The organism is Dokdonella sp., from assembly GCF_017744955.1.
Classification (GTDB): Bacteria; Pseudomonadota; Gammaproteobacteria; order Xanthomonadales; family Rhodanobacteraceae; genus Dokdonella_A.
The window spans coordinates 399,107-414,436 of the sequence record NZ_JAGIAG010000001.1; the positions used below are offsets into that span (position 1 = coordinate 399,107).

The 15,330-nt window shown below is 72.6% G+C and carries 5 protein-coding genes; 1 reads left to right on the forward strand and 4 read right to left on the reverse strand.

The window, feature by feature from the left end; translation table 11 throughout:
- Positions 1–16: 16 nt before the first annotated feature.
- Positions 17–790, forward strand: coding sequence for a hypothetical protein (locus tag J7520_RS01660; protein ID WP_291183109.1), 774 nt, complete (start codon positions 17–19; stop codon positions 788–790).
- Here the strand turns inward: J7520_RS01660 and recD are convergent.
- The 4 genes from recD to J7520_RS01680 form a co-directional block, all read right to left on the reverse strand.
- Positions 787–2,631 (reverse strand): exodeoxyribonuclease V subunit alpha, encoded by a 1,845-nt coding sequence (gene recD / locus J7520_RS01665; RefSeq protein WP_291183111.1) that lies wholly within the window; start codon positions 2,629–2,631, stop codon positions 787–789. The two genes, J7520_RS01660 and recD, sit on opposite strands and share 4 nt — an antisense overlap.
- Positions 2,625–6,329, reverse strand: coding sequence for an exodeoxyribonuclease V subunit beta (recB, locus tag J7520_RS01670; RefSeq protein WP_291183113.1), 3,705 nt, complete (start codon positions 6,327–6,329; stop codon positions 2,625–2,627). Before recB ends, recD begins: the two co-directional genes overlap by 7 nt.
- Positions 6,326–9,598, reverse strand: coding sequence for an exodeoxyribonuclease V subunit gamma (recC, locus tag J7520_RS01675; protein ID WP_291183114.1), 3,273 nt, complete (start codon positions 9,596–9,598; stop codon positions 6,326–6,328). The genes recB and recC overlap by 4 nt, the downstream gene beginning before the upstream one ends.
- A 358-nt stretch (positions 9,599–9,956) precedes the next feature.
- Complete coding sequence (locus tag J7520_RS01680; RefSeq protein WP_291183116.1) at positions 9,957–15,251, reverse strand: ExeM/NucH family extracellular endonuclease; 5,295 nt, start codon at positions 15,249–15,251, stop codon at positions 9,957–9,959.
- Positions 15,252–15,330 lie beyond the last annotated feature (79 nt).

The following is a 15,330-nucleotide window of genomic DNA, read 5'->3' on the forward strand; positions in this document are numbered from 1 at the left end:
AGACCCGCCTCGTTCCATGCCGACCCGCCACGACCCGTTCCGAACCCTCGGCTCGCGCGCGTTCCTGCTCGCGACACTGGTTTCCGCGCCGCCGGCCGCGGAGGCGGAGCCGCGGCAGGCGATCGAACGCGCGGCTCGCGACCTGCTCGCGCGGGCCGACGCCTTGCGTCCGCTGCTGGTCGGCGAAATCCACGGCACGCAGGAGATCCCCGCGCTGCTGACGTCCATGCTGCGCCAGGGCGGCGACAGGCCCTGGCTGCTCGGGCTGGAGATTCCGCGCCCGGAGCAGGCGCGCATCGACGCCTTCCTGCATTCGGACGGCGGCCCGCACGCGCGCGCCGCGCTGCTCGCCGGCGCTTTCTGGACGCGCGAGGCGCAGGACGGCCGCTCCAGCGCGGCCATGCTGCGCCTGATCGACGCCGTGCGTGCGCTGAGCCGCAGCGGCCGCGACATCCGCATCGTCTGTTTCGACGATCGCGCGGCGGCGGACGACGGGCACGACCGCGACGCGCGCATGGCCGCCGCGCTGCGCGATGCGCTGAGCGCGCAGAAGCGGCGGCGCGCGGTTTCGCGGGGGGCGGGCGACCATCACGCGCGCGGCGGCCCTGGCGTTAAGCCGTCGCAGGAATTCCCCGCCTGGCCTCCGCGCGACCGCGAGCCGCTGCCGGTCGACCTCGGCGCATCGAGCTGGGTCTGCGACGCCGATGGCGGCGTGTACGTGTTCGGCGAGCCGCGCGCGCCCGGCGACGGGGCGCGGCGCGTGGACGCGCAGGCCGGAGAGAACGGCTAGTCCGCCTCGCCCGCGCCGCCGCCGGCCGCCGCACCGTCGACACCTTCGCGCAGGAAATCCGCCAGGCCGCTGTAGCGCTCGACGCGGCGCGCGATCGACGCGCGCAGGATCGCCTCCTCGCCGTGCACGGCGAGCGCGCGGCGAGCGCGCGTGACCGCGGTGTAGAGCAGTTCGCGGCCGAGCACCGCGCTCGGCGAATCCGGCAGCACGATCGCCACTTCGTCGAACTCCGAGCCCTGGCTCTTGTGCACGGTCATCGCGAACGCGCTCTCGTGCGCGGGCAGGATCGACGGCGCGAAAGCGCGCAAGGCGCCGTCGTCGCCGGCGAACCAGACCTCGAAGCGCCCGTCCGGCGCGCGCCAGGCGACGCCGATGTCGCCGTTGAACAGGCCGTGGCGATAGTCGTTGGCGGTGATCATGACCAGGCGCCCGTGGTACCACGCGGCGCCTTCGCCCAAGTTCGCCTCGATCGCGCGATTGATCGCGACGCAGCCGAACGGACCTTCGCGCAGCGCGCACAGCACGCGCAGCCGCGTCGCGGCGTCCAGGGCCGCGCGCGCATCGGCGGCGGCGGCGAGTTCGCCGAAGCGCGGCGTCCAGCGCTCGCGCGCCACGCGCGAGACCTGCGCGCGGTCGAGCGGCTTCCAGGCGACTTCCGCGTCGCCTTCGCGCAGCCGCTCCACTACTGCCTCGGCGTCGCCGGCGCGGATCGCGCGCGCGAGACGGCCGATGCCGCCGCCTTCGGCGTAGCGGTGGCTGCGCTGCAATTCGACGAAGGCGTCGCCGAGCGGATGCGCCGGCGATCGCGCCGACGGCAGCACGAAGCCGGTCGCCGCGCGCAGGTAGTCGGCGGTCGCGGCGGAATAGCGGTTCGCCTCCTCGTCGGGCGGCGCGATCGAGGCGAGCACGTGGCCGGCCTCGACCGAAGCGAGCTGGCCGATGTCGCCGAGCAGGATCAGGCCCGCCTCGTCCGGCAGCGCGTCGAGCAGGTGCGCCATCAGCGGCAGGTCGATCATCGAGGCCTCGTCGATGACCACGATGTCGGCGGCGAGCGGATGGGCGCGGTCGTGGCGGAAGCCCGCGCGCGGACGAAACTTGAGCAGGCGATGGATCGTCGCCGCCTCGTCCTCGCGGATCGCCGCGCGCACCGTCTCGCTGCAGGCGAGCGTCGCCTTGCGCGCGCGGATCGCCTCGCCGAGCCGCGCGGCGGCCTTGCCGGTCGGCGCGGCGAGTCGGATGCGCGGCAGTGGCGCGCCGGCCGCTTCGGCCTGTTCGAGCAGCGCGACCAGCAGCCACAGCACGCTGCTGGTCTTGCCGGTGCCGGGACCGCCGCCGATCACGGCCAGACGCGAACGCAGGCCGAGCGCGACCGCGACCGCCTGCCAGTCGGTGTCGCCGTCGAGCGCGAACGTTCCGGCCAGCGAAGCGCGCACGCGTTCCGCCGTCGCCAGCGGCCGCACGGAGCGCGCGCGACGCAGCAGGCCGGCGGCGACGCGACGCTCGTAGTCGCGGTAGCGACGCAGCCACAGGCGCTCGTGCTCGTCGAGCAGCAGCGGCGGCGCCGCGTCGCCCGTGCCGACCATGGGCGACGTGCGCAACGCGGCGAGCACGGCGGCGCGATCCGGCAGCGCGCCGCGCAACGGCGCGGTGGCGGCGGCGGCGAGTACGTCGTGCAACGCGTTCAGCGGCAGGCAGCTGTGGCCCTGCGCGAGCGCCTGGCTCGCCGCGGCCGCGGCGAGCGCGAGCGCCGCGTCGTCGCGGCCGTCCAGGCGTGCGATCAGCCGTGCGAACTCGACGTCGATCGCGCGCAGCGCGCCGGCCTGGTGCAGACGACTCAGCATCGCGCATGCTCCCCGGCCGGCGCCAGCAGCACGTCGAGCGCGTCGATCAAGGCGCGCGGCGGACGATCGACGTGCACGCCGGCGCTGCCGTCGCGCGCGAGTCCGCGCAGGAACAGGTACACCGCGCCACCGAAGTCGCGTTCGTAGTCGAAGCCGGCGCCGAGCCGCGCGCGCAGCCAGCGATGCAGCGCCAGCGTGTAGATCAGGTATTGCAGGTCGTAGTCGTGCTCGCGCACGGCAGCGGCGAGCGCCTCGCCCTGGTAGTCGGCGCGGCGCGGACCGAGCCAGTTGGTCTTGTAGTCGACGATCCACCAGCGTCCGTCGTGGCGGTAGACCAGGTCGACGACGCCGGTCATCAGTCCGGCGAGCTTTCCCGGCACGCGCGCGAAGCCGGCGCGCTGCTGCTGGTAGCCGTACTCGCGCAGCAGCGCGATCAGGCGTTCCGGCAGGGCGCCGCCGATCGCGAAATGGAACGGCAGCTCGGCGCGCCGCGCGTTCGCCGGCAGGTCGGCGAGCACCGCGCCGGCGGGCAGGCGCACGTTCAAGGTGGCGCCGATCATGCGCGCGACGACACGTTGCAGTTCCTGCTCGCGCTCGGGCGGGGCGAGCGCATGGCGGCGCAGGCGCGCGCGGATCGCCTCGCGTTCGCTCGCCGGCGCGAGCGCGTCGGCATGATCGCGCCAGGCGGCGAAATCGGTGCGTTCGAGGATCTCGTGCACCGCGGTGCCGAAGCGCTCGCCGCGCGGCCAGTCGGCGATGCCGGCGTCGGGCGTGGACGCGTCGTCGTCGCTCTCGGCGAGCTTGCTTCCGACGGACGCTTCGTCGTCGCTGCCGGCGCGATCGTCGAGTTCCACGCGCTCGCCGTCGCGCAGTTGCGAGAAGCTCGCGATCCACCAGCTGGTGTCGATGTCCGTGGCGAAGCGGCGCGCCGGCGGCAGCGGCGCCGTCGCCGGCGCATCGAGGCGATCCGTTTCCGCGGCCGGCAAGGCGTCGATGCGCACCACGGCCGGCGCGCCTTCCTGCAGCCGCGCCAGGGCCGCGCGCGCTTCGCCCGTGTCCTTCGGCATCGCGCCGCCGTGCCAGAGCTGGGCCAGTGCGGCCGGCGCGTCGCCCTTGCCGATCGCATCCCACGACAGCCAGCAGGCGTAGCGCGCGCGCGTCAGCGCGACGTAGAACACGCGCACGCGCTCGGCCAGTTCCTCGCGCTCGGCCTGCGCCTTGGCCGCGGCGAAGTCGGCGTCGTCAACATCGGCCTGCGTGCGCAGCCAGCGCTGACGCGCGCCGTCGGCGTGCCATTCGAGCAGGCGCGGATAGCGGTTCGGCCGCGCCGGCGCCAGCGCGGTGAACGGCAGGAACACCAGGTCGTATTCGAGCCCCTTGCTGACGTGGATCGTCGCGATCTGCACGCGATCGGCATCCGATTCCAGGCGCAGCTGTTCTTCCTCGTTGCGCTCGTCGGCCTCCTCGATGCGGCGGCGCAGCCAGTCGATCAGGTCGGCATGGCCGAAGCGATGCGCGCTCGCCGTCTGCAGCAGCTCGGCGAGCTGCAGATAGTTGGTCAGGCGCCGCTCGCCGCCGCGGCCGTCGAGGATCGCCGCCGCGCGCATTTCCAGCACACGCTCGAACAGCGCGAGCACGCCGCGTTCGTGCCAGAGCCGGCGCAGCGTGTCGAGGGTCCGCAGTTCGCGTTGCCAGAGTTCGGGCCGCGCCGGATCGGCCAGCGCCGCCAGTGCCTGCGCGTCGCGACCGAGCAGGCGCGTCGCCAAGGCCGCGCGCAGGCCGGCCTCGTCGTGGCTCTCCAGTCCGCGCAGCAGCACCAGGACGTCACGCGCTTCCTCGCCGGCGAACACGCTGTCCTGGCGGATCGTCGCGCTGGCGACGCCGCGCGCAGCGAGCGCGTCCTGCATCAGCAGCGCTTCCTTGTTCTCGGCCACCAGCACGGCGAGATGGCGCGGCGTCAGCGGTACCCGCTCGCCGTGCTGCAGCACCGTCGCCTCGCCCGCGCGCGCCTTGCGCAGCAGCTGCACGATCGCCTCGGCGCAGCCGGCGGCGAGCAGCGCGCGCGCGTCCTCCTTGTTCGGCCGCGCGTCGAGATCGGGCAGATGCCAGACCGTCAGCGGCACGATCGGCGCGCCGTCGACGCGGACGTCGTCGTCGCGCGCGCGGCCGCCGGCCTCGACCGGCTGGAAGCGGATGCGCGCGTCGACGAAGGCGTTCTCCGCGTCGCCTTGCGAGAACGCCGCCGCGACGGCATCCAGCATGGCGGGCGAAGAACGGTAGTTGCGCATCAGCGCGTGCCGTTCGGCCGCGTCGGCCGCCGCGCGCAGATAGGCTTCGATGTCGCCGCCGCGGAAGCGGTAGATCGCCTGTTTCGGATCGCCGACCAGGATCAGCGCACCACCCGGCCGCGCCGCGTGCTGGCGGCGGAAGATCTCGAACTGGCGCGCGTCGGTGTCCTGGAACTCGTCGACCAGCACGACCGGATGCCGGTCGTGCAATGCCGCGGCGAGCCGCCCGCCCTGCTGCGGATCGACGATCGCCGCGTGCAGGCGCTGGATCAGGTCGTCGTAGCTCTGCCGCGCCGCGCGCCGCTTGCGCAGGTCGAGCTGCTCGCGCGCGTGCGTGCGCGCCTCGGCGAGCAGGACCGGCCAGCGCAACGCGCGCGCGGCGGCGAGCGCCGCGGCGGCGTCGGACCAGGCGTCGACGGCATCGGTGAAGGCGTTCGGCAGATCCCCGAGCGCCGCCTTCGCCGCCGCGCCGAGCTTGCGCGTACCGAACCAGGCGAGTGCGCCGCGATCCTCCGGCAACTCGCCAACGTGCAGCGGTGCGGCGCAGGTCTCGATGCGCGCGGCGACCCAGTCGTTGCGATACGAGCGGCCGTCGAGGCGCTTCGCCTGCGTATGCGCGCGGACGCCGTCGAGCGTGCCTTCGCCGAATTCGCGCCAGGCCGCGAACAGCCGTGCGCGCGCGGCTTCCTCCGCGCGTGCCGCGGCCGGCAGCTGGTCGGCGTCGACGGCGAGCGGCGCACGCGGATGCACGAGCAGGTCCGCATCGAGCAGCGGCGCGAGCGAACGCGCAAGCTGCGCGGCACTGCCGACGCGTTCGACGAGGATCGCGAAATCCGCCGCGCGTGTGGGCTCGCTCGCGTTCAGACGCCAGAAGTCCGCCGCGATCTGTTCGAGCAGGTCGCGATCGGAGCCGATCAGTTCGCCCGCGTCGAGCGCTTCGCCGGAGGCGAACGCCTGCTCGCGCAGCACGCGCTGGCAGTAGCCGTGGATCGTATGGATCGCGGCCTCGTCCATGCCGACCGCGGCGAGACGCAATCGCCGCGCGAGGCGCTCGATGCCTTCCTCGGCCAATCCACGCACGATCGCGTGCGCCGCGAACTCCGTCTCGGTGTCGGCGCGGGCGAGCGCCTGTTCGCGCACGTCGCGGAGATGGGCAGCCGCCGCGGCGGGTCCCGCGCGCAGGGCTACCTCGGCGAGATCGGCCGCCTGCGCCAGTCGCCGCCGCAGGCGTTCCTTCAGTTCGTCGGTGGCCGCGCGCGTGAAGGTCACGACCAGGATCTCGCGCAGTTCGAGCCGGCGCTCGATCAACGCGCGCAGGTACAGGCCGGCGATGGTCCAGGTCTTGCCGGTGCCGGCGCTGGCTTCGATCAGCTGCGTGCCGGCCAGCGGCAGGTCGAGGGCGAGGCTCATCGCGATGCCTCGTGCACGAGCCCGGCCAGGGTGCCGAAGACGCGCGCGGATTCGCGCTCGAACGCGGCGAGCAGGTCCGCGTCGGCGAACGGTTCGCGATCGCGCAAGGCCAGCGCGGTCCACGCGTCGGCGCTCTCGAAGCCGTCGACGAACTGCCGGCGCGCGGCGTCGAGCGCCGCTTCGAGCGTAGCGGCGCTTGCGAGTTTCTCAAGGTACGTCCAGGCCGCTTTCGGGTAGAACGCGAGCGGCGCGCGCTGGCCGGCGCGCCAGCCGTCGAGCAGCGCCGCCAGCTCCGTGCGCGCGGCAGCGGCGTCGAGACCGCGCAGCGGGCGCACTTCGGCACCGCGCTTGCCGAGCGCGATCAGCGTGCCGTGCGCGTCGGCGTCGAAGCCGAGCCGCTCGCGGTCCTCGCAGGCGAGCAGGGCCAGCGTCTCGATCCACGGCCGCAGCCAGTGGCGGCCGTGCATCCGGCCGGGGATCCAATGCAGCAGTCCTTCGCGATACGCATCGCGCAGGGTGCATTCGAGCACGCAGCCGTCCACGACGAGTTCGAAGCTCACCGGCGGCAGCGCGTGCTTGCCGCGCCGCCAGCGCTCGACCTCGGCGGCGACGCGCGCCGAGGCCAGCGCCTCGCCGCGATACGCCGCGGCGCCGGCGGCGCCGATCGGCAGTTGCAGGCGCACCTGCGCGTCTTCGTCGAACTCGCGCATCGCCGCGCGACCGCGCTCGAGCGCGTCGGTGACCAGCGCGCGGCGCAGCTCGGAAGCCTCGAGCGGGCCCAGCGCGAGCGGATCGTCGTCGCCGAGGAGTTCGTCGCGTTCGTAGAGGTCCAGGTGCAGCACGTCGCGCAGGAACGCGCGCTGCGGATGGCGCCAGAACTCGATCAGCCGCTCGAGCGGCAAACGCTCGACCGCGGCGGCGTCGCCGAGCGGGAGCGCGGCGAACGGCTGCGGTCTGCCGCGGCGGCCGGCCGCGGCGGCCGCGCGCCATTCGTCGCGATAGGTGAAGATTTCCGGAGCGCTGCGATCGAACACGCGCCGCGCGAACGGCTGCAGCGGATGCTCGACGGTCAATGCGCGGCGCGCCGCGTCGGCGTCGAGGTAGTAGTCGCGCGCGACGACGTCGAGCAGTTCGCCGACCAGGGCCGAGGCTTCGCGCGGCTTGCCGCTGCGCTGATCGCGGCCGACGTAGGACAGATGCAGCACCGCGTCGGCCGAGGTCAGGATCTGCAGGAACAGATAGCGATCGTCGTCGCGCACCGAACGGTCGCCGAGGCGGCGCGCCTGGCGCAGTTCGCGTTCGAGCCGGCTGATGCCGAGCGCGGGTTCGCGGCGCGGGAACGCTTCGTCGTCCAGGCCGAGCACGGCGATCACGCGGAACGGAATCGCGCGCAACGGCACCATGCCGCAGAAGCTGACGCCGCCGGCGAGGAAGCGCTGCTGCGGATCGGCCTCGGCCAGGCGCTCGCGCAGGAACTCGCGCACGCAGGTCCAGCCGAGTGCCTCCTCGCAGCCGCCGGCGGCGGCGTGCTCCGCCAGCGCCGCCAGCGCGCCGCGGATCGCGGCCAGCGCGCGGCGCTCGTCGCGGTCGCCGCCGTCGCTCGGAAACAACGCGGCCAGGGCGCGCAGGTACACCGCCTGCCATTGCGCCGGCGGATGCGCCTGACGTTGCGCGGCGGCGAGATGTTCGAGTTCGCGCAGCAGGGCGAGCGCCTGGCCGAGCGTCGCCGCCGCGTTGCCTTCGACGATCGGCAGCGGCGCGACGCCGGCGATGCCCTGCTCGTCGCCGCTGGCCAGGCCGAGCAGCAGGCGCTCGATGCCTTCGGCCCAGCTGAAGGCGCGATAGCGGCCGGCGCCGAAGGCGACGCGCGTCGATTCGTCCAGGCCCCAGCGCACACCGGCGCGATCGAGCCAGTGGCGCAGATCGGCGAGCGCTTCGCCGTCGAAGCCGAGCCGGCGCTGCACCGCCGGCACCGCGACCAGGTCGAGGAATTCGTTCGCGCTCCAGCGCGAGGCCGGCAGGCCGAGCAGGCGCAGGAAGGCCTCGACGATCGGATGCTCGTCTTCCGCGCTGCGGTCGGCGATCGTGTACGGGATGCGGCGCGGATCGCCGTCGGCGAGCGCGCCGAACACGGCCTCGACCGCCGGTGCGTACGCGGCGACGTCCGGCAGCATCACCGCGACGTCGCGCGGCGCGAGGCTCGGGTCGCGCTCGAACAGGGCGAGCAGCCGGTCGTGCAGCACCTCGACCTCGCGCAGCGGCGAGTGGCACACGTGCACGCGCAGCGAGACGTCGTCGGGATCGGGCGCTGCCGCGCGCTCGTGCGCATCCGGGCGCCGCAGCGCGAGCACGTCGGCCTGGATGCGGCCGAGCAGGTGCGCGCGCGACGGTTCGCGCAGCACCGCCTGCTCGTCGGCCGGCTGCACTTCGTCGTAGGAGAACACCTGCTCGAAGAATTCGCGGCCGACACGGCCCCACGATGCGAGCAGCGGCTGCTCCGGCGCCTCCAGCGGCGAGGCGCCGGCGCGCAGGCGTTCGCGCAGGCTGCGTTCCTCGCCCCAGTACTCGGCGCACGGCGAGGGCAGCAGGAAATCGACCTCGATGAACTCGCCGAGCGTGCCGAGCACGCGCAACGTGTCGGGCGAGATGTTCAGGCAGCCGAACACGGCCAGTCGCGGCGGCAGGCCGTCGGGTCGCTCGGCGCCGCCGGCGTGGCGCGCCAGGAAGTCGCCGATCAGGCGCGCGCGATGCGGCTCCTCGCCGGTGCGCGTCAGACGACGCCAGGCTTCGGCCTGCCAGTCGTCGCGTTCGGCGCCGCGCTCCCATTCCTCGAGCATGCCGCGCCGGTAGGCCTGATAGCGTTCGAGCGCGGCGGCGAATTCGCGCGCGAGCTGCAGGCGCTTCAATTCGGCCGCGTCGCCGCGCAGGTAGTGCGCGAGCGGCGCACCGACGGGTTCGCGCGCGAGCTCGGCCAGCAGCGGAAACAGCCGCCAGCGCAGGACGTCGCGATCGTAGATCGATTGCTGGCGCAAGCCGGCGTGGTTGGCGCGCAGCACCTGCCAGACGAACTCGCCGGGCAGGCGGAAATCGACGTTGGCGGCGATGCCTTGCGCCTCGGCCAGCTCGATCTCCAGCCAGCGCCGCATGCCCGGATGCGGCACCAGCACGACTTCCGGCGTCAGCAGCGCGTCGACGTCGGCCACGGCGATGCGCTCGCCGAGGACACGGGCGAGTCCGCGCAGGTCATTGCCGTAGTGGAGATGGAACACGCGCTGGTGAGGTTCCCGATTCGAGCCGGCCGATCGGGCCGATTATCCGGCAATCGATCTCAGTGGCGGAGACATGGGGCGCTCTCCAGCTCATTGCGATGGATGGGATGCGGGGAATCCGGGGGAATGCGAAGAAGATTTCTCGCAGAGGCGCAGAGACGCAGAGGTAAAGCGCTTCTCTCCTCTGCGTCTCTGCGAGATCGCTTTCCGGAACTTCCCCGACATGCGATGAAAGTGGATGCCGCTCCCACGGGCACGACGTCGTGACGTCCACGGGATCTTTTCCGAAGCAGGCGGCGCCAAAAAGCAAAGAGCCCGGGTTTCCCCGGGCTCTTTGCGTCCAGCTTCTTCTTCGAACTCAGTTCGGCAACAGCGACAGCCACGGCGCGCCGTCGACTTCGCGGATGCGCAGGCGGACCAGGCGGCTGGCGTCGCTGCGCTCGGTCGCCTGCAGCGAGGCGCTGCCGGCGGCGAGGCGGACGTAGCCGTCGGCCGCGGCCGGCGTGGCCGACTGCCAGGCGAGATCGAGCGGCGCGGCGGCCAGGTCGACCGTGCGCCATTCGCCGCGCTGCGGGCGGCCCTGCGCGTCGCGCAGCGTCAGGCGCAGCGCGTGCTGCGTGCCGAAGCGCGCCAGTTCGATCGCGAACGCGGACGTGCCGTCGGTCGTCTCGCCGCGCGCGACCTCGACCGGCATCGCGCCGAGGCGGTCGAGCAGGGCGGCCTCGACCTGCAGCTGCGCGCTGACGAAGCCCGCACCGTCGCCGGCGAGCGGCTGCGTCGCGGCCGCGTCGTCGAAGCCGTCGCGGAAGATCACGATGATCGTCGCCGGCGTGTCGGTGGCGCTGTTGTTGGCCGGGTTCGGATCGACCACGCCGCCGCCGACGGTCGCGCTGGCGCTCTGCACGATGACCTCGCCGGCGCCGCCTTGCACGGTCGCCGAGTAGGTGTAGATCGCGCGCGTGCCGGGCGGCAGCGTGGCGCTGTCGCTGAGCGTGTCGCCGTTGCCGCCGGCGCAGGTCGCCGTGCCGGTCGGCGCGCAGGTCCAGCTGCCGTCGCCGAGCTCGGCCGGCAGCGCGTCGTGCACGTTCACCGTCGCCGTCGCGGTGCCGCCGACGTGCTTGACCTCGATCACGGTGTTCAGCGTGTCGCCGACCTGCGCGTACTCGCGCGCGTCGGTGATGCTGACCTCGATGTCGGCCTCGGCGGCGACGCCGGTGCCGCTCAGCGTGAACGCGCCGCTGCTCGCCGCGTTCGTGCCGAGGGTGAAGCTCTGGCTGGCCGGACCGGTCGCGCTCGGCGTGAAGACGTAGGCGAGGTCGCAGCTCGCACCCGGCGCCAGCGTGATCGGCATGCTCATGCCGCAGCTGCCGCCGTTGCGGGCGAACGGTGCGGTCGCTTCGGTGAGGCTGGTCACGTCGAGCGCGGCGTTGCCGCTGTTGCCGAGCGTGATCGTGCGCAGCGTGCTGCTGCTGCCGACGGTCTGGCTGCCGAAATCGACCGCGTTCGGCGTGACCGTGAGCTGGCCCTGCGGCGCGGCCTGGACCTGCGTGGTCGCGGTCGCGCTGTTGTTGGCCGTGCTCGGATCGTTGGTGCTCGAGCCCGCGGTCGCGGTGTTCGTCAGCTGCGCGCCGCCGGCGACGTGCGAATCGACCTTGACTACCAGCGTGAATGCGGCATTGCCGGGCGCGAACGTGGCGTTGCTGCACGAGACGGTGCCGGCCGCGCCGACCGCCGGCGTGGTGCACGACCAGCCCGCCGCCGGGGCGAGCGAGACGAAGGTCGTGTCGGCCGGCAGGGTGTCGCTCAGGGTCGCCGCCGCGGCGACGCTCGGGCCGGCGTTGGTCAGCGTGATCGCGTAGCTGAGATTGCTGCCGGCGACGACCGGATCGGGCGTGTCGGTCATCGTCAGCGAAAGATCGGCGCGGGTGTTGATCGTCGTCGTCGCGAGCGCCGAGTTGTTGGCGGTATTGGGATCGTTCGCCGCACTGGTGTTGAACACGCTTTGCAGCGTGGTGCCATTGGCGAGATCCGGCGCGATCGAGACGGTCAAGGTGAACTGCGCGCTACCGCTGGCGAACGAGGCGATGCTGCAGTCGACCGTGCCGGCGGCGCCGACCGCCGGCGTGGTGCACGACCAGCCGGCCGCCGCGCTCAGCGAGACGAAGCGCGTGCCGCTCGGCAGCGGGTTGGTCCACGCCGCCGTGGTCGCCGCGGCCGAGCCGCTGTTGGCGACGGTGACGGTGTAGACGAGCTGGCCGCCGGCGGTGGCGGGGTCGGGCGCGTCGACGACGGTGATGGCGACGTCGCTGGTGCCGCCGGCGGCCGGGAACAGGCCGATCAGCACCGGGTTGTGGTCGGAGGCGCGATACGGCGAATTCGGGATCCACAGGCTGCGCGGCGGCGTCAGCGCGGAGCCGTCGGGCTCTTCGTCGAACGTGGCCTCGCCGACGTCCTTGATGTCGTCGTTGTAGTCGAACAGCGGCACTTCGTCGGCGTTGATGTGCCAGGTCGCCGCGCCGGTGACCTGGCTGGCGAGGCTGGTGCTGGCCAGCGCGTAGTCGATGTGGCCGAGCTGGCCGTCGAACAGGTAGGAGTACTCGCCGGGAGCGCCGTGGCTGCTGACCAGGTCGTCGTACCCGCTGGAGGCGAGCGTCGTGATCGGCGTTTCCTTCGCGTTCGAGTTGAAGTCGCCGAGCAGCAGCACGTCGGCGTCGCCGCCGGCCGCCGGGATCACGGTCGAATTGATCCAGCTCACCAGGCGGTTCACCTGCTGCGTGCGCCGCGCGGCGTAGCAGGACTGGCCGTCGCCGGTGTCGACGTCGGCGCCGCTGGCGTCGGTGCAGCGCTTGGACTTCAGGTGGTTCGCGATCGCCGTGAAGCGCTGGCCGACGGCCGGGTTGGCCGTATCGACGACGTCGAAGGTCTGCGCCAGCGGCGGACGGTCGTGGATCGAATTGGTGTCGATGCGCGCCGAGCCGAACGGGGCGACCACGCCGGTGCGGTAGATCATCGCGACGCGGATCGCGTCGGTACCGATCGAGCCGCCGGTGTCGACGCGGGTGTAGGCGTGGCCGTTGGCGCAGCGCGCGTTGACCGCGGTGACGAGATCGTTGATCGCGTTCTGCGCCGGATCGTTTTCGATTTCCATCAGCGCGATGACGTCGGCGTTCAGTCCGCACAGCGCGATCGAAGTCCGCTCGCGCTGGCGCACCAGCTCGGCGGCGCTGTCGGCGCCGCGGCAGTCCATCGTGCCGGACGGGCCGCAGCTGCCGGACGAGGTGCTGGCGGTGGTGTCGATCGTGGTGAAGTAGTTCAGCACGTTGGCGCTGGCCACCTTGATCGCGCCGCCGACCGTCGGCGCCGTCGTCGGGCGCGGATTGGCCGCGGTGAACGTGGCCGGACGCGCGAGCGTCGGCCGGATGCGCCACGCGTCGGTGCCGCTGGCGCCGGCGAAGGACCAGTGCAGCACGCCGGTCAGACTTTGCACCTTGTCGCCGCTGCGGAAGAAGTCGGCGCCCTGCGTGCCGGCCGAGAAGCCGCCGTTCGCGTGCGGGTGGTAGACGTACTGGCTGCCTTCGGGCAGCGTCAGCGGCCAGTTGTCGACGTTGTTGGTGTCGTCGAGGATCACGCGCTTGCGCGCCAGCGTGTCCAGATGCGCGGTGTAGCCGGCGGTGCTCGGCGCGTTGGTCTCGGTGAACTGGTACGGCTGCGAGCCCGGATACAGGATGATCTGGCCGAAGCGGGCGAGCTGGAAGAATTCCGACACGAGCAAGGTGTCGGTGTAGGTGACCAGCATGCCTTCGCGCGCTTCGTAGAACGCATCGAGGTTGCCGCTGATCGGCAGCGTGATCGGCGTCGGCGTGACTTCGGAAAGGTGATTGCCGGCCTCGGTGACGAGCACCGCGGTCGGCGTCGAGGCGGTGATCTGGGTCATGCCGAAGTATTCCGACACGGTGCCCGACGCGCGCACGCGCTGGCCTTCGGCGACCGCGACCGGACAGGCGCCGCAGAACACGAAGATGCCTTCGGAAGTGGCCGGATCGGCGTCCGCGTCGGCGTCCTCTTCCTGCAGGAAGAAGCCGGACAGACCGCCGGTGCCCTGGTAGCTGGCGGTGACGACGCCTTCGACCGACACGTTCGCGCCGACCATCGGCGAGGTCGCGCCGTTGCCCTGCACGTCGTGGATGCGTTCGCCGTCCGGCACGTCGTCGTTGACGATGGTGCCGACGCCCTCGCCGTCGGCGACGAGCGCGCCGACGACGTTGGTCACGCGCACGAAGAAGCGCTCGTCCGGCTCCGGCGTGGTGTCGCCGTTGACGGTGACGTCGAAGGTGTAGGTCGAGGTGCCGGCCGCGATCGTCTGGCCGGTCAGCGATTTGGCGATGTAGTCCGACGGCGCGGTCGCGCTGTCGTCGGCGGTGGCGATGTCGAACGTGACGCCGCCGGTCGGCGCCGGCGCGGACAGGCTGACGGTGAAGGTGTAGGTGGAGCTGCCGCTGTTCAGTTCGTCGTGGCTGACGTCGTCGATGCTGAGCATCAGCCCGCCGTCGTCGTTCTGGATCGTGCCGATGCCGGTGCCGACCGACACCGTCGCGCCGACGACATTGAACAGGTTGACCGAGAACTGCTCGTCCGGCTCCGGCGTGGTGTCGCCGTTGACCTGGACCTCGAAGGTGTAGCTGGTGGCGCCGGCGGGAATCGTCTGCGCGGTCAGCGAGCGCGCGGCGTAGTCGGACGGCGCCGTCGCGGTCGCGTCGGCGGTGGCGATGTCGAAGGTGACGCCGCCGGCCGGCGCCGGTTCGGAGAGGGTGACGGTGAAGGCGAATGCAGTGGTGCCGCTGTTGCCTTCGAGGTGCGAGACGTCGTCGATCGAGATCGACGGCTGCGCGGCGCTGCCGTGCGGCGTGACCGAGAAGTCGTCGATCGACAGGCCGTGGTCGGCGCCGGACTGGTCCGGGTCGGACCAGCGCAGCAGGATCTCGGCACCGTCGGGAATGTCGAGGTCGCTGATCGTCGCCACGCGCGCGAGGCGGTTCGCGGCGAGGTTGCCGTTCAACGCGCCGGCCGTGCCGCCGGTGACCGGACTGGTGAAGTCCAGCGCCGCGATCGCGGTGCCGGCGGCCTGGAAATCGGCCAGCGAGCCGGTGACGGTCGGCGTGCCGATCAGGTACGAGAAGGCCACGGTCTGCGCGGCGGCGGCGCTGTTGCGCCACTGCTCGCCGGTGTAGGCGACGTCCAGCGAGGTGATCGTGCCGCCGGTGTGGTTCTGCAGGCGCACGCCCCAGAAGAAGTTTCCGGCGGCGGCGTTGCTCGAACCGACCGAACCGAGCGCGCGGTCGGAATCGCCGGCCGTGCCGTAGCTGTACAGGTTGCCGCTGTTGCTGGCACCGGTGTCGGCGACGATCGTCGTGCCGCTGCCGGTGCGCGCGTGGAACCAGCCCGGCAGGGTGGAATTGTTGGTCCAGGTCGCGTTGCCGCTGGCGGGCAGCGTGTTGAAATTCTGCGTGTAGGCGACGTCGAGCGCGGTCAGCGAGACCTGCGCGAACGCCGGCGTGGAAGCCAGCGCCAACACGGACAAGGCGAGCACGCGCACGGGCGTACGCCAGGCAATGGCTCGCGACCACGGCGAGCGCGGAGGACTGAACAAGTTCACGAATGCACCCCGAATCAAGACGGAAACGATGAAATCCCCAGGCCCCTGCCGAAGCGTCGGCCGTCGCCATCCGGCGATG

Coding starts and splice junctions, on each gene's coding strand:
- J7520_RS01660 (WP_291183109.1), top strand. CDS start 17: ATGCCGACCCGCCACGACCCGTTCCGAACCCTCGGCTCGCGCGCGTTC.
- recD (WP_291183111.1), bottom strand. CDS start 2,631: ATGCTGAGTCGTCTGCACCAGGCCGGCGCGCTGCGCGCGATCGACGTC.
- recB (WP_291183113.1), bottom strand. CDS start 6,329: ATGAGCCTCGCCCTCGACCTGCCGCTGGCCGGCACGCAGCTGATCGAA.